General features: G+C 44.1%; 21 protein-coding genes and 1 tRNA gene. 6 read left to right on the top strand and 16 right to left on the bottom strand.

Annotated elements, in window-relative coordinates; genetic code table 11:
- Positions 1 to 29: 29 nt before the first annotated feature.
- Genes ACMXYV_RS04700 through ACMXYV_RS04690 form a run of 3 tightly spaced genes read right to left on the bottom strand, consistent with a single transcriptional unit; the run spans position 30 to position 2,255 of the window.
- Positions 30 to 443 (bottom strand): hypothetical protein, encoded by a 414-nt coding sequence (locus tag ACMXYV_RS04700; protein ID WP_415890611.1) that lies wholly within the window; start codon positions 441 to 443, stop codon positions 30 to 32.
- 28 nt (positions 444 to 471) lie between these two features.
- The gene (locus tag ACMXYV_RS04695; RefSeq protein WP_415890610.1) at positions 472 to 1,851 is read right to left on the bottom strand and encodes a class II fumarate hydratase; all 1,380 of its coding nucleotides are present in this window, start codon (positions 1,849 to 1,851) and stop codon (positions 472 to 474) included.
- Positions 1,852 to 1,880: 29 nt separating this feature from the next.
- On the bottom strand, positions 1,881 to 2,255 hold the full coding sequence (locus ACMXYV_RS04690; RefSeq protein ID WP_415890609.1) for a hypothetical protein: 375 nt from the start codon (positions 2,253 to 2,255) through the stop codon (positions 1,881 to 1,883).
- Between the two features lie 154 nt (positions 2,256 to 2,409).
- On the opposite strand from ACMXYV_RS04690, the gene ACMXYV_RS04685 reads away from it, so the two are divergent.
- From ACMXYV_RS04685 to ACMXYV_RS04675, 3 genes are all read left to right on the top strand, one after another.
- Entirely contained in the window at positions 2,410 to 2,661 is a 252-nt protein-coding gene (locus ACMXYV_RS04685) for a type B 50S ribosomal protein L31 (RefSeq protein WP_415890608.1), read from the top strand.
- 17 nt (positions 2,662 to 2,678) lie between these two features.
- Positions 2,679 to 2,822 (top strand): type B 50S ribosomal protein L36, encoded by a 144-nt coding sequence (gene ykgO, locus ACMXYV_RS04680; protein ID WP_415885360.1) that lies wholly within the window; start codon positions 2,679 to 2,681, stop codon positions 2,820 to 2,822.
- Positions 2,823 to 2,898: 76 nt separating this feature from the next.
- A complete protein-coding gene (locus tag ACMXYV_RS04675) occupies positions 2,899 to 3,810 on the top strand; it encodes a substrate-binding periplasmic protein (protein ID WP_415890607.1) in 912 nt (303 codons plus the stop codon).
- Between the two features lie 54 nt (positions 3,811 to 3,864).
- Here ACMXYV_RS04675 and ACMXYV_RS04670 read toward each other — a convergent pair whose 3' ends face one another.
- A complete protein-coding gene (locus ACMXYV_RS04670) occupies positions 3,865 to 5,088 on the bottom strand; it encodes an OprD family outer membrane porin (protein ID WP_415890606.1) in 1,224 nt (407 codons plus the stop codon).
- 268 nt (positions 5,089 to 5,356) lie between these two features.
- The gene (locus ACMXYV_RS04665) at positions 5,357 to 6,121 is read right to left on the bottom strand and encodes a substrate-binding periplasmic protein (RefSeq protein WP_415890605.1); all 765 of its coding nucleotides are present in this window, start codon (positions 6,119 to 6,121) and stop codon (positions 5,357 to 5,359) included.
- 212 nt (positions 6,122 to 6,333) lie between these two features.
- On the opposite strand from ACMXYV_RS04665, the gene ACMXYV_RS04660 reads away from it, so the two are divergent.
- The gene (locus ACMXYV_RS04660) at positions 6,334 to 7,233 is read left to right on the top strand and encodes a diguanylate cyclase domain-containing protein (RefSeq protein ID WP_415890604.1); all 900 of its coding nucleotides are present in this window, start codon (positions 6,334 to 6,336) and stop codon (positions 7,231 to 7,233) included.
- A gap of 78 nt (positions 7,234 to 7,311) precedes the next feature.
- Here ACMXYV_RS04660 and ACMXYV_RS04655 read toward each other — a convergent pair whose 3' ends face one another.
- The 8 genes from ACMXYV_RS04655 to ACMXYV_RS04620 all read right to left on the bottom strand — a co-directional run bounded on the left by ACMXYV_RS04655 (position 7,312) and on the right by ACMXYV_RS04620 (position 15,299).
- Positions 7,312 to 8,727, bottom strand: a complete 1,416-nt coding sequence (locus ACMXYV_RS04655) for a xanthine/uracil/vitamin C permease (protein WP_415890603.1) — start codon at positions 8,725 to 8,727, stop codon at positions 7,312 to 7,314.
- A gap of 329 nt (positions 8,728 to 9,056) precedes the next feature.
- Entirely contained in the window at positions 9,057 to 9,461 is a 405-nt protein-coding gene (locus tag ACMXYV_RS04650) for a hypothetical protein (RefSeq protein WP_415890602.1), read from the bottom strand.
- 370 nt (positions 9,462 to 9,831) lie between these two features.
- Positions 9,832 to 9,908, bottom strand: a tRNA-Val gene (locus tag ACMXYV_RS04645).
- Positions 9,909 to 10,012: 104 nt separating this feature from the next.
- Positions 10,013 to 10,471 (bottom strand): chemotaxis protein CheX, encoded by a 459-nt coding sequence (locus tag ACMXYV_RS04640; RefSeq protein ID WP_415890601.1) that lies wholly within the window; start codon positions 10,469 to 10,471, stop codon positions 10,013 to 10,015.
- Positions 10,472 to 10,485: 14 nt separating this feature from the next.
- Positions 10,486 to 10,848 carry a response regulator gene (locus ACMXYV_RS04635; protein ID WP_415890600.1) on the bottom strand — a complete coding sequence of 121 codons (363 nt, stop codon included), beginning with the start codon at positions 10,846 to 10,848 and terminating at the stop codon, positions 10,486 to 10,488.
- The gene (locus ACMXYV_RS04630; RefSeq protein ID WP_415890599.1) at positions 10,845 to 12,959 is read right to left on the bottom strand and encodes an ATP-binding protein; all 2,115 of its coding nucleotides are present in this window, start codon (positions 12,957 to 12,959) and stop codon (positions 10,845 to 10,847) included. The genes ACMXYV_RS04635 and ACMXYV_RS04630 overlap by 4 nt, the downstream gene beginning before the upstream one ends.
- A gap of 320 nt (positions 12,960 to 13,279) precedes the next feature.
- Positions 13,280 to 13,924, bottom strand: a complete 645-nt coding sequence (locus ACMXYV_RS04625) for a response regulator (protein WP_415890598.1) — start codon at positions 13,922 to 13,924, stop codon at positions 13,280 to 13,282.
- Positions 13,925 to 13,943: 19 nt separating this feature from the next.
- Positions 13,944 to 15,299 carry a cache domain-containing protein gene (locus ACMXYV_RS04620; RefSeq protein WP_415890597.1) on the bottom strand — a complete coding sequence of 452 codons (1,356 nt, stop codon included), beginning with the start codon at positions 15,297 to 15,299 and terminating at the stop codon, positions 13,944 to 13,946.
- Between the two features lie 73 nt (positions 15,300 to 15,372).
- On the opposite strand from ACMXYV_RS04620, the gene ACMXYV_RS04615 reads away from it, so the two are divergent.
- Complete coding sequence (locus ACMXYV_RS04615; protein WP_415890596.1) at positions 15,373 to 16,242, top strand: DUF4922 domain-containing protein; 870 nt, start codon at positions 15,373 to 15,375, stop codon at positions 16,240 to 16,242.
- A 104-nt stretch (positions 16,243 to 16,346) separates the two neighbouring features.
- Here ACMXYV_RS04615 and ACMXYV_RS04610 read toward each other — a convergent pair whose 3' ends face one another.
- From ACMXYV_RS04610 to ACMXYV_RS04600, 3 genes are all read right to left on the bottom strand, one after another.
- Positions 16,347 to 17,636, bottom strand: a complete 1,290-nt coding sequence (locus tag ACMXYV_RS04610) for a TRAP transporter large permease (RefSeq protein ID WP_415890595.1) — start codon at positions 17,634 to 17,636, stop codon at positions 16,347 to 16,349.
- A gap of 13 nt (positions 17,637 to 17,649) precedes the next feature.
- Positions 17,650 to 18,186 carry a TRAP transporter small permease subunit gene (locus ACMXYV_RS04605; protein ID WP_415883834.1) on the bottom strand — a complete coding sequence of 179 codons (537 nt, stop codon included), beginning with the start codon at positions 18,184 to 18,186 and terminating at the stop codon, positions 17,650 to 17,652.
- 83 nt (positions 18,187 to 18,269) lie between these two features.
- Entirely contained in the window at positions 18,270 to 19,346 is a 1,077-nt protein-coding gene (locus tag ACMXYV_RS04600) for a TRAP transporter substrate-binding protein (RefSeq protein WP_415890594.1), read from the bottom strand.
- Positions 19,347 to 19,969: 623 nt separating this feature from the next.
- Between ACMXYV_RS04600 and ACMXYV_RS04595 the strand changes: the two genes are divergently transcribed.
- Positions 19,970 to 20,299: a hypothetical protein gene (locus tag ACMXYV_RS04595; RefSeq protein WP_415890593.1), complete on the top strand. Its 330-nt coding sequence runs from the start codon at positions 19,970 to 19,972 to the stop codon at positions 20,297 to 20,299.
- Positions 20,300 to 20,404: the final 105 nt, after the last annotated feature.

Raw genomic sequence — 20,404 nt, 5'->3', positions numbered from 1 at the left:
AGGTCTTTCTTTGATTGTCATTGATTTTATTAGTGGAGATGCAAGCCATTACAGCGAGGCTGCATCTCATGAGGTAATTCGGCGTGGTATTTATGGAAGAAGCGATTCCATTCCATATGCAAGCAGTTCCCTGCTCTTAGCACAGCGCATTTTTGCAGTTCTCCTAAATGCCGCTCTGCTAACAATCCCTTTAGATAAATCGAGGCGTCCTCAAAAACTTCTGCAGCCTGAACCACTTGGTCTAATGCGATGTAGGTATCAGCCAAATTAAAGTGGCTAACCATCACAGCAGAGAGCAATTTGTCGGAATCTGGGTCGAGCTGACCCTCAAAACATCTCACCGCTTGACGTAACGCTCGCTGACATAACTCCAATGCGGTGTAATAACAATTTGTTTCATAGGCCTTATTTGTGGCCTTCATCAACTCTTCCCATTGCTCCATGCTCCGCCTCCCTGCTTGGCTGTGAAGTTTATAAACCGCCTTGGGTTAACTTGGCTGGATCGAGTAATTTCTGTAACTCTTCGACTGATAGATCTGTGTTTTCTGCCGCGACTTCAACAACAGGTCGTCCCTCTTTATAAGCTTGCTTAGCAATCTCAGCCGCTTTCATATAACCAATAATTGGGTTTAGGGCTGTTACCAAGATAGGATTACGGGAAAGCGCATTATTGAGCTGATCTTCATTAACCTTGAAACTGGCAATTGCTTTATCCGCTAGTAGACGGCTTACGTTGCTTAGCAGCTTAATGCTATTGAGCAAATTACTCGCCACTAAAGGCAACATAACGTTCAACTCAAAGTTGCCAGACTGGCCTGCTACGGTAATAGCAGCGTCGTTACCAATTACCTGAGCAGACACCATTGCTGCCGCTTCAGGAATAACGGGATTCACTTTCCCCGGCATGATGGAAGAACCAGGTTGCAGCGCTTCCAATTCGATTTCACCTAGACCGGCTAGCGGGCCAGAGTTCATCCAACGTAGGTCATTGGCAATTTTCATCACAGAGACAGCTGTCGCTTTCAGTTGACCAGACAGTGCAACCGCGACATCTTGTGAGGCAATATGCGCAAAGAAATCATCTGCCGGCGTAAATTCCAAACCGGTAAGCTGGCTTAGTTCTGCATTAAAGTTTTTAGCAAATTCAGGATGTGCATTAATGCCCGTACCTACGGCAGTGCCGCCCTGCGCAAGGCTCTGCAAAGTTGGCTGGATCTGTTTTAGATGATGAATATTTTGTTTAATTTGAGTCGCCCAACCGTTAAGTGGTTGACTCATCCGAACCGGCATCGCATCCATCAGGTGAGTACGCCCCGTCTTCACAAAACCATCAACGGCTGCAGCTTTATCTTCAATCGCTTTCTGTAGATATTCCAACGCCGGTAACAGCTGCTCCGATAGTTCAACTGCAGCACTAATGTGAATACTGGATGGGATAATGTCGTTACTACTTTGACCACAGTTGATGTGATCGTTTGCACCTACAGTGTCACCATAAATTTCAGACGCAATTGCAGCCAATACTTCGTTAGCATTCATATTGGAGCTTGTACCAGAACCTGTCTGGAACACATCTACCGGGAAGTGACGCATCAGGTCATCTTCATTTAGCAATTGCTCAACCGCTTGCGCAATTGCGCTACCCATCTTCTCTGGGATTTGATCTAGCGTAACATTCGCTTTTGCTGCCGCAGCTTTAGCTTGTAACAAAGCGCGAATAAATGCCTCTGGCATTGGTTGACCACTCACAGGAAAGTTATTCACAGCCCGCTGCGTTTGGGCTGCATACAAAGCATCAACAGGTACTTCTAGCTCACCCATACTGTCTTTAGCTATACGTGTCTTACTCATCTTATTTATCCTTATTTTCCTGACTGTGGTTAACGGCTTAGACCTGACAATACGTAATGGCAGGTCATGTTCAGCTCATACTTAAGCTTGCATAGGTAAGCCTGCCCATCTTGATTATTTGCAAACAACCGCGCCAATTGGCCAAGAGGCTTATTGATGTTATCTAGGCAGCAACAACGCCAATGACTGGGTATTAGTTCGTCCGCCACCGTATCTAACAATAGACGGAACTGACGTTCATAATGCTGTTTCAGCGATTCCACACTCTTCTGCCGGCATGTATCTATATCCAAGTAATGACTGATCAAACTTGGATTGTCCGGTTCTTTTGCAAAACGTATCTGCTTCTGGACATGTTGCAGATATTCGTTAATTGGCGAATCCAACTGAGCTGTTTGCGACATAAAAACAACCAAATCTAAATGATAATTACTATCACTATACATTAGATTTAATTCATCGCAAGGCGGACTCAGCAATAATTTAAAAAAAATGAGATTGAAAATGATTCTCAATCATATATTATGTTATGTCATAACATTTAAGAGATAGGCAAAAATGAAAAAAGGTATTCACCCTGATTACGACTACGTTATCTTCCGCGACACCAGCTGTGGTCAAGATTTTCGTATCCGCTCAACTGTTAAATCATCTCAGACTGTTGTTTGGGAAGACGGCAATACATATCCCCTTGTCACATTGGATATCTCCAGTGCATCACACCCTGTTTATACCGGTGAGAAACGCCAGGCGAAATCTGAAGGCCGTATCGCACAGTTCAACAAGCGCTTCGGCAAACACGCTCGCTAAGTTAATGAGGTGACCTCATGCAAGTATTAAGTTCTTTAAAAACCGCTAAAAACCGTCACCCTGATTGTCAGGTTGTAAAGCGTCGAGGCAAGCTTTACGTGATCTGTAAATCAAACCCGCGCTTCAAAGCCCGCCAAGGCAGCGCAAAAAAGAAACGCTAACCTCGAGTTAGCGTTTCTTGTGTATATAGATCTACCTAACTATCTTTTTAAGGAACCCCTTAAAATAGATGGTTAAATGATCGTTCGCTGTGCGTGTCTATTAATAGCCCTGTTTTTATCTAATCCTCTCTTCGCTGCTGGTCTTCCTGTTGTTAAATACGTGATTGACGGACAACAGATACAGTTTAAAGGCCAAAAGATAGCTGAAGGTGGAGGCTATGTTTTTAACCCTCTCGCGGATAAATCCGTTGTTATCTCCACAACAAACTGGCCCCCTTACATTAGTGATGAACCCTGCGGTAAAGGCTGGGCGTTCGACTTAGCCATTGCCGTACTTACCAGTCGCGGTTATAAAGTCACCATCAAGTTTTTACCTTGGTCACGCGCAGTAATGACCGTAGAAAGCGGTTGGGCTGACATTCTATATCCTGAATATTTTATTGAAGATTCAGCCCCCTCAGATCACTTCAAAAATACATTTAGAAAAAGCCTAGTCGCACTATCCAACCCTTTTCCTGGTGGAAATATCTCTTTAATGAAGCGACGTAGCGACCCTAAATTATATTTTGGGGATGTACAGCATCTTCGCGGTATGAAAATAGGCGTGGTAAGGGGTTATCAAAACTCGCCAGAATTTGATGCGATGATGGATGATGGGCTATTTGAAGTACTTGCAGCAAACGATGATCTGCAGCTGGTTAAGCTGCTGTTAGCTAAACGAGTGGATCTTATTATCGGAGACCCTAAGGTATTTCGCTATTCAGTCGCAACCTCTAACCTTCCACAATTGATTAAACAACAGGCTGAAGAGATCATGGAAGAAGTGGTGCCAGCAGTGAGCTATAACCCACTTCATTTTGCGGTGAGTCGCCAAAACGCTAACTGGGAACAGCTAATCAAAGATATAAATGACGGGTTAAATAAACTCCAAGCCAATGGCGAACTGGAGCGTTTAATCAATGCTGAAACGACTTGCGGAAAGCATTAGGCACAAATAAAAACAGGGACCCTAAGGCCCCTGCGTTCTCAAGCGGGAAAATGCTTAAAGAAGATTGATTGGGTAATCCAAGATCAAACGGATATCGTTTACACGACCAATACCCTGAATTACGTCACCGTTCACGTGAGATACGCGAAGTTGTACGCTTAGATCTTTAGCTTTACCACTTTGTACAGTGTATTTAGCGTCGAAGTTAGTTTCGTGACGCTTACCGTCTGTACCACCAGCGTAGTCAACATCCCAAGACTGAGTGTGACGCGCCATTAGGTGAAGACCTGGAAGAGATGGCATATCGTAATCTACACGGAACTGTAGAGATTGCTCATCATCAGCATCGAAGTCTAGTAGCTGAACCGCACCGTAAGTGAAGTACTGAGAGTCGTCATTACGCTCAGTGCCGCTGCCGTCCCACTTGATGTTGTAACCATCATCACCACCAACAGTCTGGTAGTTCACAGTGTACGCCCAGTCACCTTTAGCGAAACGAGCAGTTAAGCTAGTTAGGTTGCTGTCGTAATCAGCCAGCAGGATACCGTCGTCAGAACCGCGCATGTGACGCGCGTCTAGTGTTACATCGTACTCACCCATCTTAGTTGGGTAAGCTACGTTGAACCAAGACTGCTTCTTGTAATCGTCTGCAACAGCGTGCTGAACTTCAAGGCTCGCACCGTTAGCGAATTTGTAAGTACCACCTACAGATGTGATGTCGTAGTCTTCACCGTTCGCTTCATACTTCTGGAAACCTTCGTCAGTATTACGAGAAGCTTCGTCAGAGTAGAATGCATATAGGCTCAGGTTATCTAGAGCGATGTCACCGTAAATAGCTTGTGTGCTTGGTGCAGAAAGACGAGACTGAAGATCGTTCAGTAGTGGCGTCATCATTACCATGCGACCTGCACGGATGTTTACATTATCCAGAGGTTTCAGTTTAACGTATAGATTCTCAACCGCAGTGTAGCCTTTACCGCCAGTCGCCAACACGTCAGAAGTGTTAACAGTCTTGTCGTCTTCTAAAGCTACAACTTCAGTAACAGTTGCATCAAAACCAACGAAGCCACCAAAGTATGGAGAAGCAACATCTAGTTTGAACGCTTGACCCGCAGCAATAGTGTCTGGGATACCCTGATCAAAATCACGGTTCATGTAGAAAGTACGTAAACCTAAATCAACTTTAAAACCGTCATTTTGCGCTTCAGCTGCGATGCTGGAGCCGCTAGCTACTGCACCAAATGCCAGAGCCGCTACGCTTAGTTTTTTCTGAAACATAATAATGTAACAAACCTGAGTTATTATTTGCGAAGGTGGCTATTTTAAGAAAATAAAGGCAGGATTTTTCTTTGTAATTTTCAGGTTTGCAGGGTTTAACGCTCGAAACTGGTGCGTTCGCAGAGGAATCCATTAAAAATGACAATTTTCGTCATTTTAATATCATTTTCGCTGGTGTTTTTTAGGTGAATACCCCATGAAGGGTGGAACTTTTTCTAACTTATACAGTCATTCGCCACATCAAATAGCGCTTTCAAAGCGCATCTAACTATTGTTCCCGCCAATCCGTCATACCGTATTTAGAAAGAATTTCCTGTAGCTGACCGCTCTTGCGTAATCGATCTATTCCATCAGATAAAATCTGAGCATATCCCTGAGAGTCATCTAAAATCGGCGAAAAAGCGATATAGGACTTTTCAAACTCCTTTGCACTACCTGCCACTTTAAAATGATCAGCCTTATTTAATAGATTAGCGGTGTACAAAAAAACAGGTTCGGCTTCGACCAGCATATCAATCCGCTTTAAAGAAAGCATCTGTATACCCCTGTGAAGAGGTTGCTCGCTACCCAACATAGTCACGCTATCTGAGGAATTGTTTTGAATATAGTCCCGCAATTCATCGCCATAATCATAACCACTAATAGCCGCCAACTGATGACCTTGAAGCGATTCTACCCCTTGATACTGCCAATTCGAATCTTTATGTACAAAAAAGGTATTACCTAAAATTGCCAACTCTTGCTCAGGTAGAACAAACCCCGGCACATCGCCTTTAAAGGCACCGACTACTGCATTGATATGCCCTTTCTTCGCTTCCTGAATCGCACGAGACCAGTTCATCTCTTTGTACTGAACCTCTATACCTTTCTCTGCAAAAACTTCAGTAGCCACTTCGATCATAAAGCCGGGTAAAGGCGCGTTAGCTTCACAGTTAAAAGGACACCAGCGATCAGCAGCGATCACTATTTTTTCTGCGGCTAAACCAATAGAGCAGTAAAGAAAGAAAGTGGCTGCGAAAATTAACCTAAGCATTTGAGATATCGTCGTCCGAAACAAACATCATGACTTACAATGTAATACAGAAGAAAGACGCCCTCAATACACCTAGGTCTAATAAGGTTTTACTCAGTATTACCCAATCCAAACTGGATAGAAAGCCAACTATACTCATAAAAAATCTTTAGCTTTCATTCAAGAAAAACAACTACTAGGCTTATCTAAGGTTCAGAGAGTAAGGGAAGCACGTGGACAAACCTGAATTAGATCAACTACAACAACGGCTAAATCTTTTTGAAGCGCTTGCAGATAACGCCACAGCCGTTATTGCCGCTAAAGATTTAGACGGTCGTTACCTCTATGTAAATCAAGAATATTCCCGTTTATTCCACCAAGAAAAGCATAGTTTCTGCGGTAAAACCGATCACGAAATATTCCCCGAAGATATTGCTACGGCTTTTCGACAAGCTGATTTACAAGTGATCGAGAAACAGGAAGTCATTACCGTAGAAGAGAAAGCACCCGTGGATGGTCAAATTCGAGACTATTTATCGATAAAATTCCCCATAACCGATTCCGAAGGAAACATATTTGCGACCGGTTTAGTTGCTACAGATATAACAGAAAGAAAAGCAGCAGAACAAGAGGTCCTACGTTTATCCCGCGTTGATCATCTCACACAAGTAGCTAACCGTTCTCTACTAGAACAGCGACTGGGTGAAGCCATTGAAAAAGCAAAAGCCCATAACCAATTAATCGGTGTAGCCATTGTAGATTTGGATGAATTCAAACCCGTTAATGACACCTACGGGCACCATGTTGGCGATTCGGTTTTAAAACTAATGGCGGAAAGGCTGATGCACTCCTGTCGTAGTTCGGACACTGTTGCGCGTTTAGGAGGAGATGAGTTTGTTGTCGTTTTAGAAGATCTAGAAACAATGCAGGATGCCATATCTTCACTCCACCGTAGTGTTGAAACGCTTCATGATACTTACCATATAGAATCACAAACCATCAAACTTAGCGCGAGTGCAGGACTTGCTTTTTATCCTCACCATGGCACAGAGATCTTCACTTTATTAAAAGCCGCAGACGAAGCACTATACAAAGCAAAGAACCAAGGCAGAAACCAAGTACAGGTGGCTTAATGGTTAACTGCTCACTGACTCTTTGAGCTTACAATCAAAAAGCCCGATCAACTGATCGGGCTCTAAAACCTATATGGTTTAAGCTATCTCTTTTTCCTTTTGTTTGGGCTGGACATCATCGCCATCAGCAAATATGACCTCATCCCCCGGATTGTGCTTACCCATCAGTTTCGGACGCTCAATCAAGAAGTACAAAATCAAGCCAATACCTACTGCATACACTGTAGATTTTGGATCAGGCATCGCTAGTGTTACCGCAACAATACCCGCAACACCACGCTCAGTAGGGTTCTTCAACTGCTCCATACCAACCATGATGCAGATATAAGCCGTTAGCACCAAGGTCAGCGATAGCGCGATTGGTAAAACAGGCTTAAACAGAGTTACTAGAGGTAAGATAAACAGCGCAACCAAACCCGTGATCCAGAACGTGCCACCGCCACTGTAGATAGAATCCATCGCTTTACGGCCCATCGCGTAACGCTCAGCTACCGTCGCGTGTGCTGCTGTCCATAAAGGACCAGCCAAACCCGGCCACGGTGCAAAGAAAGCGTGAATACCATTACGGATCGCAGTCACTAAATGAACGCGGTCTACGCTAGATTCGATCTTCTCATCGTCACGAATATGGTCAACACGATCTACCAAGGTAAAACCAACAATGATGTCACCAAAAGCAATAACGTAAGCAATAATGGCAGTCGGAATAGCCAAGAGGAAGACATCCAAATCAGGGAAACCAACCGCAAAGACTAAATACTCAGCCATCAAAGCGAAATCAGGCTGAGTGATGCCCCATTCAATTGCTGGCAGTGGATATTCGCCCACAGACCAACCCACAACCATCGCAATTAACATACCCGGCACCATGCCAAAGTTAGCTATCTTCTTAGCTAGTGGATTGGAATCAATCACGTTTTTAAACGATAGCGAGAACAACACGTAAGCAGAAATAATCGAACCGACGATAAGGGAAACTGGTGTCGCATCAATTCGACCACCCACCTTAAGTTCGCCCATCATTGCAGCAATACCCGCCCCAATGATAATCCCGGCTTTAAGAGAGTTAGGAATGACATTCACCAACTTAGAGCCCCAACCTGTAGCCCCTAAGATAAGGAATATCAGTGTCACCTCAATCTGCAAAGCAAACATCGCTTTGATCGCTTCAGGACCAGGTTCAAAACCATTGAGGTAAAGAATAACGACAGGAATCGCCGGCGTAATCCAGCCCGGAACCAGAGGTACACCCAGTAAGGCCGGAAGAATATAACCTAGGCCAGCAATAAACGTGAAAGCAAGGGCAGCTTCATACGGCATACCCAAATACTTCTCCAGTAATGGAATCATTGCCAAACCTACAACGAACATCACCAAGCCCTGAATAATCTCCGGGGTCTCTAAACGGTAATGCACTAGCGGTAGTCGAATTTTGAATGGCCCGAACCCCCAATACGGGTGCTCAGCTCCATGACTTCTTTTTATCAGTGCCATTTTGTCCACCTTGCTGCGTTAAAAATTGATCAGAAAACGTTCATCCTGACCTAGGTGGAGCCACCATAATTTGCTGCAACGCAGTAAGCGATATTAGAGCATTCTACTTTAGTAAAAAAACACCCCTAAAGTATTAGGGTTTTCCCCAATCAAAACAAAGCATTACAAATAAAAGCAGAATGTTACAAAAGATTACAAATACATACAGATCTTTAATTAGTGGTTATAAAGGCAGGGGAAATACGGGAATATTCAGATTTTATTTGGCGGTGCGGAATAATAAAGATTGAGTATCTTTCTTAGAAAGAGGCACAAATTAATATAAAAATTTACGCTATAGCTGTAGGAAACCCCTCTTCGGTCAGCCAGTCAGCAGCATCTTGTAGGTTGTCAAAAGCAGCACGCACAAAACCATCCTGCTCAGAAACAATCATCTTATTTATAACAGCATGTTTCAGAGCAGAAGGCTGATATACATTCGCAGCTCTTTCAAGGCCATTTACGATACACCACTCGACTAACCGCTCAATGACTTCCGAAACCTCTAAGGTTCCTAACTCCCAGTCATTTAGGCAAACAATATGCCCCCAGCCACCTGAGAAGTGCTTCGCTAATGCCATAAATTCCTTTTCAAACTCTTGCGCACATTCCATATTCCATGAGCCGCTTACTTTGGCAAATACCGTTGTACCTTCAACCCATAACTCGTAATGTCCATGCGGGTTATAACCCATGCTTTATCTCGCTGAATCTCTAATTCACTGACTCACTCATTATAGACAGTGTTGCAACAACTGATTTTTCAGCTCGATATAGGTAGTAGGTCCTAAAATGTAAAAAGCCCGCAACAAGTGCAGGCTCCTTAGAATTCTGGTAGGACTAGGCAGATTATACGTCGCTTCGCTCCTTCCCCTTCGGGACTATCGTCGCAGGCTCCGATGTGGTCTCGCTTCGCGAGGCTCGAATGCCTTCGGCGATTATTCGTTGTTACGCAACTCACCCTGCGGGCCGTCGTCTCAAGTTCCGACGTTATCTCTCTGCGTTCGATTTTCATCTGCCGCCCTTCAGACACAAAAAAACCACCTTTAGGTGGTTTCTTAAGTCTGGTAGGACTAGGCAGATTCGAACTGCCGACCTCTACCATGTCAAGGTAGCGCTCTAACCAACTGAGCTATAGTCCTATATCTGTATCGCGATAAATTACGATCAGGTGTTGGCGTATTATACGCAGCCATTTCAGTGGATCAAGCAGCAAAAAAATAAATATCCTCGAACTCTGAGCGAGCTATTCAAGTGCGACAACAATAATAGATTCATAAAACTTCCATTTGGTAGGAATAACGATGCAGCGGGTATTTTGAGGGAGGTTAATTTTTTCAGGTTCGCCTTGTAATACTACCGGCACAGAGATTAAAAACTCGGCCCCAAAGAATTTACGTGCATTACCGGCTATGGTATTCGCTATTTCACCTGCTAGATCACATAAATGATTATTAGAGACCTCATTCTCTCCCATTGCGATTAAGATGTAGCTCAACATCGCACGTGGGCATGTGTAGTAAACGCAGCCTTTTCGTTGACCTGAAATACCAATAATACCGGTAAAATCCTCAACAATAGGTTCATTAGAATCAAGTAGATAAGGCACGCCGATCTCGATTTCATCGAGGTTAATTTGCTGATAGAAGCGCTCCAAACTATTTATAAACACTTCGATCGTTTCTTGTTCAAACGTTTTGTTCATTGCGAGGTGATACCTTAATCTTGATCTAGTTCTTTTAGGGCTGCGGCCAGTTCTTCGTCGGTGAAAGGCTTACATAAAAAACCTTGTGCCCCGCTAGCTAAAGCACCTATTGCTGTGCCTTTATCAGCCAAAGCCGAGACCACTAAGATACGAGCATCCGGACAGATCTCTGCAATAAGAGGAATCGCAACAGTCCCTTCCATCGTCGGCATAGTCAGGTCGATAGTGATCATATCCGGTTGCATAGTACGGGCCATTTTGACCGCTTCTCTACCATCTTTTGCGGTACCTATGACTTCATAATGCTCTAGACCATGAGCGCGTTCGATTCGACGGCGGATAATGGCGGAGTCATCTACGATGAGTAATCGTTTCATACAACCTCCGTGGAAAGTTGATCAGTAGTTAGCTGTGCAGAAGGGATTAAAAAAGATATTTCACAATAGTGTTTCAGCTGGTTTCCTATGCGAACTTTACCGCCAAGCCGATTGACATTAACCCGCACTAAGTCCATCCCAACACCTCGCCCCGCATGTTCACTTTGAACTTCGGCTGTGGAAAATCCTGGTTTAAAGATAAGTCCCATCAAACGAGTACGGCTAAAGCTTTCTAATTCCTCAGCTGTGTATAAGCCTTTGTCGAGCGCGCGTTTACTAATCTTATCCACATCGAGACCATGACCGTCATCCTTAACACTGATACGTAAACCGTGTTCCTCTTCGCAGGCCGAAACCTGTATTTTCCCGGTACCTGTTTTACCTGTGATTGAGCGCTCTTCTGTAGTTTCTACACCATGAACTACCGCATTACGTACCAATTGAACCACGCTGGTTTGCACTAACATTCTTTGCTCTTGTGAAAGAATACTGGCGGCTTCCAAATCAAAGCTGATATCGATCTCTTTGTTATATTCATGGGCTATACGTTGTGCAAGACGCGTTATCTGGATTTCATCTAGCGGCAAGGCTGTCGGTTGGTTTTCGCTGGCAATAATATTCCCTTGCTGTTGCGCGCGGAGACTCTGCAATAGGTCACCGATCTCGTGCAACTCTGAAATAAGCTTGAGCATATCGTCCAGCATCAGTGTTAGTGGTAAAAAATCGCTCCCTTTCAGATGAGCTATTTCTCGCAGATTTTCTAAACGCTCTTCAAACTTATGCGCAGATGATGAGATCTGTACTAGCTCCAGCGCCCCTGCATCTCCTTTTACTCTATGCATTTTGCGGAAGCTTTCTTCTAAAACTGCGCCTAAGTTGCTGTTATCACCTGCGTTTTTCATTAGGTCGTTAATCGCATGCAGCTCTTTTTCTGCACTGTCCAGAAATAACTTCATCGTGTCGTTATCAAGATGGACAAGCTTGTGCAATGCGCTTATTTGCATCCCTTGATTATCACGTAATAACTCTAGAGATTGACGTAAAACCACGGTTTCAGTGATGTCCGATACAGTTACGAGGATATGGCTGATATAACCGTTTTCGATGGTACGGTTAAACCGGAATGAAAGGTGCTTAATGCTGTACTGCCCAGCATCATCAGACACGCTGATTTCAACATCAGCCAGTGGATTAAGCGAGACAATCAAATTCTCTTTTACTTTTTCATTAAGCAGGAGTTTGATGTACTCCTGGGTGGTTGTCATTTCATCGCCAACAACAATCTTATGCAGTAGATTGCTGAATGACATACCTGCAATATCGTCTTCTCCAAAAATAGTTTTGACCGACTCTGAATATTGGTTACTGATATTTAGGTCTGAATCTAGCAGCAGAAGACCTTCATGCACTGTATCCAATATCTCTGTGGTTTCTTTACGAGCTTCTTCTATTTGCGCATCACTTTGTCGAAGCTGGCCAATGAAGTGGAATAGAATCAGAAAGAAGTTAGCAATGGCCAGCGTAATAGCACTTGCTTGTATCCATCGTAGGGTGTCGGATTTTTGTTTTGCGACCGTTTCCAATTCAACCGTTAAGTCATTCATCAGGGTAAGCAGCTTAAGATTATTTTCTGATGACAAGTTCACTAAAGGTGCCAGTACAGCATTGTTTACTACGTTTTCATTCCTTAAACCGACATAACTTTTCCGGATCGGCTCCCAAATTTTAAGACTATCCTTCACCGCACTAACGGCTTTATCAGTCGATACCGCCTCCAAAAAGATCTCACGGCCCGTCGCGTCTTTGGTAAAACCGCCGGTAGAAAAAGCTAGCAGCGTTTGATCGAATAACTGCACAGCGCCTTGCATCTCATCGTAAGCCCGCTGTCCAGATTGCCCTTGCTCTAACGCACTTTCATATGACAGCAGTGCTTTGGCTGCTTTTTGTGAAAGCATTCGCTGACGACCGGCCAAGTTCACATTGACCGCATCATCAGCAATTTGACTAGAGATATAAAAGTTAAGGCCGAGTACACCCAAATCGAGAAAGATAAACATCGCGACCGAAATCACAATGGCGCGATACTTACCGAAGTATTCATTGAAGAACATAAAGGGTTCCTACAATTCATATAAGTTTGTGGTGTGGCATCAATATCTATGCCAAGTCTCGCCCAGCCCATTAGTAGTTAAATTTGTAAAGAATTCAGGGCGTTATGCAGGTTTGCCGGTAATTTAGAAAAGATCGCGGTGAATTAAGTAGATTGCAGGCAGCGTTGTTTTGGTGCGACAAGAAGAATGTGCGCTATTTTAGGAAGAATTTTAGATATGAAGTTTTCGATGGAGGCAGTGTTAACCAGTCATAACTATATGAAAGCTCGACCAACCTAGACAAGGTTGGTCTGATAATCGAGTTTCTATGGCCTTAAAAACTAATCCACCAAGTTGTTCTCTATCGCGTAACGCGTTAGGCCCGCTGCAGTGTGGATATCGAGTTTATTTTTGATATTTTGACGGTGAGTTTCTACTGTACGAACAGAGATATCTAACTCGCGCGCGATCTCTTTATTGCTGTTGCCTTCGGCCACCAGCTTAAGTACATCTTTTTCACGACCCGTTAATGGCTCTTGTTCTTCTTCAACTGCGACAGGTACCGCTTGTTCAAACTGGCTGAACAGTGCTTGAGATGCGCCGGAGCTAAAGTAAGTGCCGCCGCGGTAGATGGTTTCGATAGCTGAGATAAGTTCTTCTGAAGAAACGTCCTTCAAGACATAACCGGCAGCGCCGCATTTGATCAGTTTAACGATGTATTCACGATCATCATGCATGCTTAAGATCAGCACTTTGATATCAGGCTGTTCTTCACGGAATCGTTCGGTAGCTTCAAAGCCATTCATCACAGGCATGGAGACATCCATAAGCACGACGTCTGGCTTCACTTCGGCAGCGAGCTTAAGTGCCTGCTTGCCATCATTAGCCATGCCCACCACTTCCAGTGATTCTTCACCTTCTAAACGTGCACTAATGCCATCTAACACTAATGGATGATCATCTACTAACACGACACGTATTTTCATATTATCCACTGTATTCAAGTTAAAGAATTGTAAACCCTGCACGAATCCGCGTACCTGCCCCTATTTTACTTTTCACACCAAAACGTCCACTTAACAGTTCAGTACGTTCTCGCATATTTAGTAAGCCGATGCCCGAAGCTGTCTTCCCTGGAGAGAACCCTTTGCCATCGTCCGTTACTTCGACCCAAATATACCCTTCTCGCGACCAAATGCGCAGCCCTACTTGAGTAGCCTCTGCATGTTTTTCGATATTGGTCAGTGCTTCTTGGGCGATACGGTACATGGTGATTTCGATATCATCTGGTAGTCGTTGTTCTGGTAATTCTAAACGGATATTGGTCTGTATGCCGGTACGCTCAGAAAACTCTGCGATCATGCTATGCAGCGCTGACTCTAAGCCTAGATCATCTAGCTGTATAGGACGTAGATCGTGGGAGATACGTCGCACCTCTTGGATCGCCATATTCAAGACATCACAGCCTTTATTCAGGTCGTTGGCGGCCGATTCATCCTGTTTGAGTAACTTATCTCTCGCAAGCTCCAACCTAAACTTAACCGATACCATTAACTGGTTAATGCCATCATGGAGCTCACGAGCAAAGTTACGACGTTGGCTCACTTGGAACTGCACGTAACTGTGGGCAAGTTCACGTAAACGTTTGTCGGCAAGCTGGGAAGCATGCATGTTGATAGCTATGCCAACCAACGCAATCACGATGATGGTTCCTGCCAGAATCACCACAACGGTAAAGAAGGTATTACGGATATTACGGGTTACTTTAAGCCGGATTGAGGCAACTTCTTTGGCTATATCATCGATATATAAACCGGTGCCCATCATCCAATTTAGTTTAGAAATTTCGACCACATAACTGAGCTTATCTTCCAGATCACCTTTAGAAGGTTTTTTCCAAACATAGCGATAAAAGCCGCCGCCATTCTTTGCTACTTCGATGAGATCACGGATTACCATCTTGCCGTTTTCATCTTTAAGATCCATCAGGTTTTGACCAATCAGCTCATGCTGGATCGGATGGACCAAGTTAACGCCCTGACGATCATAGACAAAGAAGTACCCATCTTCGCCATAGGTAAGGCCATCGAGAATATTTTTAACTTTTTCTTCAGCAACTTTATCACCCGGTTGTGCATCTTTAACGATATGCTCAATCGAGTTCATCGCCAGCTCTACGTAGTTTTGCAGTTCTTGGCGTTTAGACCGCAGCAGGTTTTCTTCGAAGGTATGGATCTCTTGCTCAGAAAGATGCTTCGCTTGCGTCAAACTGATCATAGTGACAGCCACAGTCACCATCACCAGAGGCAAGATGGAAAGCAGTAAGATTTTGGTTTTTAAAGAGGCTGTAACCCGTTTCATTGGTACTAGCTTTCCTGATCATTTCGGCTGATAGTTAAGGTTCCAGTATAAAGGATGCGGGGTATAACACTCCATGGATTTCTCACTATGGCCCAAGGCTGAAGTGCTTTACACATCGGTTTCTCACCGCGGCGAGTTAAAAAGCCTAACGACCTCATCGCTTAAGATTCAAGAAGGCGATCTCCAGTTTCAACTAAGACAATTATCCAGCTTAAAAGAGAAGGCCAAAGCCAACTCAGCGACATCAAATAATGACCCTTTCCTTCCCCACGAGCCTAGTCTTTACGTTGGCCCTGTAGGTGAAAATCATAAGTTACTGCTGAACAAGTTTAACGTCTTAGAACAGCATCTGTTATTAGTAACCAATCACTTTGAGCAACAGAACATTCTGCTGTCGCTCGATGATTTTAGCGCCTTATATCAATGCTTAGCCCAAGGCCCTGCGCTCGCTTTTTATAATAGCTCTGCCGAAGCCGGTGCTAGCCAACCACACAAACATCTACAGTTAATTCAGTTGGGTGACAACGCTGCTGATCTAATCTCTTTTAGCCCGCAGCTTGTGCAACTTCATGATGAAGTACCAAGGAAGTTAGATTCCCTCCCCTTCGAACATGCCGCCTTAGCTTTGCCAAATAATCTCTTCGACGGGGACACGCCTGAAGATTCAGCAATTCAATTACAGCATTTGTATGATCGACTGCGCACAACACTTTCTCTAGAAAGCTCGGGTGATAAAACCGTGCCACCACACAACCTTCTACTCACTCAACAGTGGATGATGGTCGTGCCACGCAAACAGGAAGCCTTTCAAGGTATTTCGCTAAATGCTCTAGCCTTTGTGGGATCTATCTTGGTAAAGGATAAAGCCCAAGCTGAACTGATTGCGCAACTAGGGCTTTCACAGGCACTGTCTGAAGTAAGCGGTTTAAATAAAAGCAGCTAACTCCAGACAAAAAAGCGCCCCGATAAACGGGGCAAATGGGAATGAACCATTAATTGGGCGGTTACCCGCCCAGAGAGAAGAGTGATAACGGCCACTCAACCGTCTTACGCCAAACCATAGAATCCTGGGAATACTAGGATTGAGATAACAACCGCTACCTGCATCAGGATGAAAGGCATAACACCCTTATAGATATCCATTGTCTGTACATTAGGTGGCGCAACACCTTTGAGATAGAACAGACTGAAGCCAAATGGCGGAGTTAAGAAACTTGTTTGTAGGTTCATCGCGATTAGGATCGCAAACCATACCGGCGCAATACCCAGTGCATCAGCAACTGGAGCCAAGATCGGTACGATGATGAAACTGATCTCTACGAAGTCGATAAAGAAACCTAGAACCAAGATCGCAAGCATGGATAGGATCAAGAAGCCCTGTGCACCACCTGGTAGATCAGATAGAACTTCCTCAACGATGTAGTCACCGCCGGTGTAAGTAAACGCCATTGAGAAGGCTGTTGCACCCAACAGGATCGCAAATACCATCGCTGTAACTTTTACCGTCTCAGTTGCAGAATCCAGAACCATCTTCCAGCTGAACTGACGGTACATAGCCGCCAATACGATTGCACCTACGCCACCTAGTGCAGAAGATTCTGTCGGTGTCGCAATACCTGCAAAGATAGAACCCAATACAATCAAGATCAGCGCTAGTGGTGGAATGATCGCTTTAAGCGCTTTGATATATTGCTCGCGCTTAGAATCAACATCGTCATCTAGAGGCAGTGCTGGCGCTGCTTCTGGCTTAAGAAAGCTGTAGATTAGGATGTAAACAACGTAGATACCGATCAACATTAGACCTGGACCAACCGCTGCTTTAAATAAGTCACCAACAGGGATACCCAGTACGTCACCCAAGATAATGAGGATGATCGATGGCGGGATAATCTGACCTAGCGTACCAGACGCACAGATCGTACCGCAGGCAAGTGACTTGTCGTATTTGTACTTCAACATTACCGGTAGCGAGATCAAACCCATTGCTACAACAGATGCACCTACTACACCGGTAGAAGCCGCTAGCAATGCACCTACCAATACAGTAGAGATTGCCAAACCGCCGCGAACACCGCCAAACAGTTTACCCATGGACTCAAGCAACTGCTCAGCCAACTGAGTTTTCTGTAAAACGATACCCATGAAAATAAATAGAGGAACCGCCATCAATACCGTGTTTTCCATAATGCTCTGAATACGGAACGGCATGAAAGCAAACATTTCAGCGCCTTCAGCAAAAACACCAAAGAACAGCGCTACACCACCAAAGGTAAAGGCAACTGGGAAGCCGACAAGCAGCATCAACAGCGCCACAACAAACATAATAATACCAATCATTACTAAACGCCCCTTAGTGCTGTGGTGGTTGGTAATGATCTTCTTTGGTGTTGCCCAAGAAGATGTTTAAAGATTTAAGGAACAAACCGATACCGCTAATTAACATGGCAAAGAAAGCAAAAGGGATAACGGATTTGATAATCCAACGATAAGGAAGACCACCCGGATCGCCCGAGGTCTCGCCTAATTCAAATGATTCACGCGCAAAATCGATACCGTACCAACCAACTAGGGCACAGAACGGGAAGAGTAAAAATACACAACCCAACATATCGATCATTGCTTTGGTTTTGCCTGACAAACGTTCGTAGATCAGGTCAACACGTACGTGGCCACCGACCCGTAGCGTGTAGGACACACCTAATAGAAATACTGCTGCATATAGGTGCCACTCTAATTCTTGCATCCCGATGGAGACATCATTAAAGACATAGCGCATTACAACGTCGATAAAGACATTGAACAGCATGATTACAAATAGAACTGCAGAGATCTTGCCCATCAAATCTGAAAAGCTGTTGATCACCTGCTCCAGTCTCACTAGAAACATGATTTCTCCTAGAAGATTAAGAAGTTGGTGCCCCAGATCGGGACAATGTCCAGAGCACCAACGAGGGGGTTCTTACGACTCGATTACTTAGACAAGCTGTTTAGGTAAGCTTTGTCAGAAATATCTGTCCATGCACGTGCTTTTTCCATGTACGCAGACTGAGACTCAAGAATTTTCTTAGCTAGTGGATCAGCTGCTGCTTTCTCAGCAAGTAGCTCATCGTTAGCTTTACGCATTGCGCTGATTACTTCAGCTGGGAAAGATTTAACCTGAATGTTCGGGAATTCAGTTTTCATGCTTGCCCAGTTTTCAGCAGAAGAGTGGTACGACTGGATGTACATATCGTACGCTGCAGTACGCATTGCTGTTTTAAGGATCTGCTGAAGATCTGCTGGTAGACGCTCAAACTTCTTCTTGTTGATCAAGAACTGAAGTTCAGTCGCAGGCTCATGCCAGCCAGTGTAGTAGTAAGGAGCGATCTTGTGGAAACCCATACGTAGGTCAAGAGAAGGACCTACCCACTCCAATGCATCGATTGTACGACGCTCAAGTGCTGTGTACAGCTCTCCTGCTGGAATGTTCGTTGGTTTCGCACCTAGCTTAGCCAGTACTTCACCCGCGAAGCCAGGAATACGCATTTTCAGACCTTTTAGGTCGTCCAGAGAGTTGATCTCTTTCTGGAACCAACCGCCCATCTGGTTACCAGTGTTACCACCAGGGAAGGACATTAGGTTGAACTTGCCGTAAACCTCATCCATTAGTTCCTGACCACCACCGTAGTAGAACCAACCGTACTGCTCAGGTGCAGTCATACCAAATGGCATAGTCGTGAAGTAAAGCGTATTTGGTACTTTACCCTTCCAGTAGTAAGACGCGGAGTGACCCATATCATACTGACCAGAGCGAACCATATCGAAAACACCTAGTGGTGCTTTGTGCTTGTTCTTAGAGTCGATTTGAATTTTAAGACGGCCGTTGGACATCTCTTCAGCTAGCTTAGCCATGTTTTTAGTCGCATCACCAAAAACTGGGAAGTTAGTTGGCCAAGTTTCTGCCAGCTTCAGTTTGTAAACCTTGTCAGCAGCCATTGCTGGCGTAGCCAGTACTGCAGTACATGCAGCTGCAGTAATTAACTGCTTAGGAAAAGTCATTTTGAACATTTTTATTATCATCCTCTCTCTATAATCCGCGTTTTTAAACCGTCATATAAGTGTGGTCGCACCTGAAACAATCTCCTGTCCACCCCAACTACGACCACAGCTAACACGTCTAAAGCTATAACCATGCTAGCTCTTATAGTCTTACACAGCATGTCATACCCCGATATTGGGATAAATGCGCATAAGTACTAGATAGATTACTTAGACGACGTACGTAGTACTACGTAGCCCAATCTAGGATAGAAGAAAAATATGAGTTTTCACTCTTGGCTATTTTTTATCTATCGCTCTACACATCGATTTGAACAAAACGATTAAGTAGCTTTCAGGGACTTTATAGCCACCTACACTGCATAATATATACCCCTGTCTCTAAAAAGAAACCACATAACTCTTTGATTTTATTAAGTTTGAATAATTAACAACCAGCCCGCTGTCTCTTATTGGCGACAGATATCACTCCTTTTCTAATCTTTTTTTTACTGCCTGAATACAAAAATCACAAAACACACCATAACCATTTGTTTTATATAAACTTTTAAAAAGTGGCACAACACTTGATATATCCCTAGCGAATTTAAAATTTATGTTATTACCCGATCTATTTCGTTAAGGAGAAAAATATGAAATCTGCAGCACTTACTCTAGCGTCCATGCTTTGTGTTTCTACAATCGCTTTTGCTGAAGAAACAAAACCTGCTGAAGTTATTAAGGACGTTCAACCTGAAGTGATAACTCAAGAAGCACCAAAAGCAACAAGCATTTTCGAAAAACTAGATGAAAACAAAGATGGCAAAGTTAGCCCTCAGGAAGCGCAGGTTTCTCCGGCGTTGGTAAAAGGCTTCAATAAAATTGATGCCAACAAAGATGGTTTTCTAAGCCCGGATGAGTTTTCTCAACTACAAGTGAAGGCGACGCCGTCTTACGTAGCTTCTAAGAAACTATTCGTTTAAAAGGGTTCACTTGTTGGTATAAGACTAGCCCCACTGATTCCGAGACAGCCTCAGTTCAGTTAGTCGAATACCAGCAGGTAACAAGTTGATTCAGAGCATCCATGT

This window comes from Neptuniibacter sp. SY11_33, assembly GCF_047778025.1.
Classification (GTDB): domain Bacteria; phylum Pseudomonadota; class Gammaproteobacteria; order Pseudomonadales; family Balneatricaceae; genus Neptuniibacter.
This window is presented reverse-complemented; position numbering and strand designations above follow the sequence as displayed.

Bases quoted from the DNA above. Each gene is read 5' to 3' on its own strand.
- ACMXYV_RS04700 (WP_415890611.1), bottom strand. From the start codon at position 443: ATGGAGCAATGGGAAGAGTTGATGAAGGCCACAAATAAGGCCTATGAA.
- ACMXYV_RS04695 (WP_415890610.1), bottom strand. From the start codon at position 1,851: ATGAGTAAGACACGTATAGCTAAAGACAGTATGGGTGAGCTAGAAGTA.
- ACMXYV_RS04690 (WP_415890609.1), bottom strand. From the start codon at position 2,255: ATGTCGCAAACAGCTCAGTTGGATTCGCCAATTAACGAATATCTGCAA.
- ACMXYV_RS04685 (WP_415890608.1), top strand. From the start codon at position 2,410: ATGAAAAAAGGTATTCACCCTGATTACGACTACGTTATCTTCCGCGAC.
- ykgO (WP_415885360.1), top strand. From the start codon at position 2,679: ATGCAAGTATTAAGTTCTTTAAAAACCGCTAAAAACCGTCACCCTGAT.
- ACMXYV_RS04675 (WP_415890607.1), top strand. From the start codon at position 2,899: ATGATCGTTCGCTGTGCGTGTCTATTAATAGCCCTGTTTTTATCTAAT.
- ACMXYV_RS04670 (WP_415890606.1), bottom strand. From the start codon at position 5,088: ATGTTTCAGAAAAAACTAAGCGTAGCGGCTCTGGCATTTGGTGCAGTA.
- ACMXYV_RS04665 (WP_415890605.1), bottom strand. From the start codon at position 6,121: ATGCTTAGGTTAATTTTCGCAGCCACTTTCTTTCTTTACTGCTCTATT.
- ACMXYV_RS04655 (WP_415890603.1), bottom strand. From the start codon at position 8,727: ATGGCACTGATAAAAAGAAGTCATGGAGCTGAGCACCCGTATTGGGGG.
- ACMXYV_RS04650 (WP_415890602.1), bottom strand. From the start codon at position 9,461: ATGGGTTATAACCCGCATGGACATTACGAGTTATGGGTTGAAGGTACA.
- ACMXYV_RS04640 (WP_415890601.1), bottom strand. From the start codon at position 10,471: ATGAACAAAACGTTTGAACAAGAAACGATCGAAGTGTTTATAAATAGT.
- ACMXYV_RS04635 (WP_415890600.1), bottom strand. From the start codon at position 10,848: ATGAAACGATTACTCATCGTAGATGACTCCGCCATTATCCGCCGTCGA.
- ACMXYV_RS04630 (WP_415890599.1), bottom strand. From the start codon at position 12,959: ATGTTCTTCAATGAATACTTCGGTAAGTATCGCGCCATTGTGATTTCG.
- ACMXYV_RS04625 (WP_415890598.1), bottom strand. From the start codon at position 13,924: ATGAAAATACGTGTCGTGTTAGTAGATGATCATCCATTAGTGTTAGAT.
- ACMXYV_RS04620 (WP_415890597.1), bottom strand. From the start codon at position 15,299: ATGAAACGGGTTACAGCCTCTTTAAAAACCAAAATCTTACTGCTTTCC.
- ACMXYV_RS04615 (WP_415890596.1), top strand. From the start codon at position 15,373: ATGGATTTCTCACTATGGCCCAAGGCTGAAGTGCTTTACACATCGGTT.
- ACMXYV_RS04610 (WP_415890595.1), bottom strand. From the start codon at position 17,636: ATGATTGGTATTATTATGTTTGTTGTGGCGCTGTTGATGCTGCTTGTC.
- ACMXYV_RS04605 (WP_415883834.1), bottom strand. From the start codon at position 18,186: ATGTTTCTAGTGAGACTGGAGCAGGTGATCAACAGCTTTTCAGATTTG.
- ACMXYV_RS04600 (WP_415890594.1), bottom strand. From the start codon at position 19,346: ATGTTCAAAATGACTTTTCCTAAGCAGTTAATTACTGCAGCTGCATGT.
- ACMXYV_RS04595 (WP_415890593.1), top strand. From the start codon at position 19,970: ATGAAATCTGCAGCACTTACTCTAGCGTCCATGCTTTGTGTTTCTACA.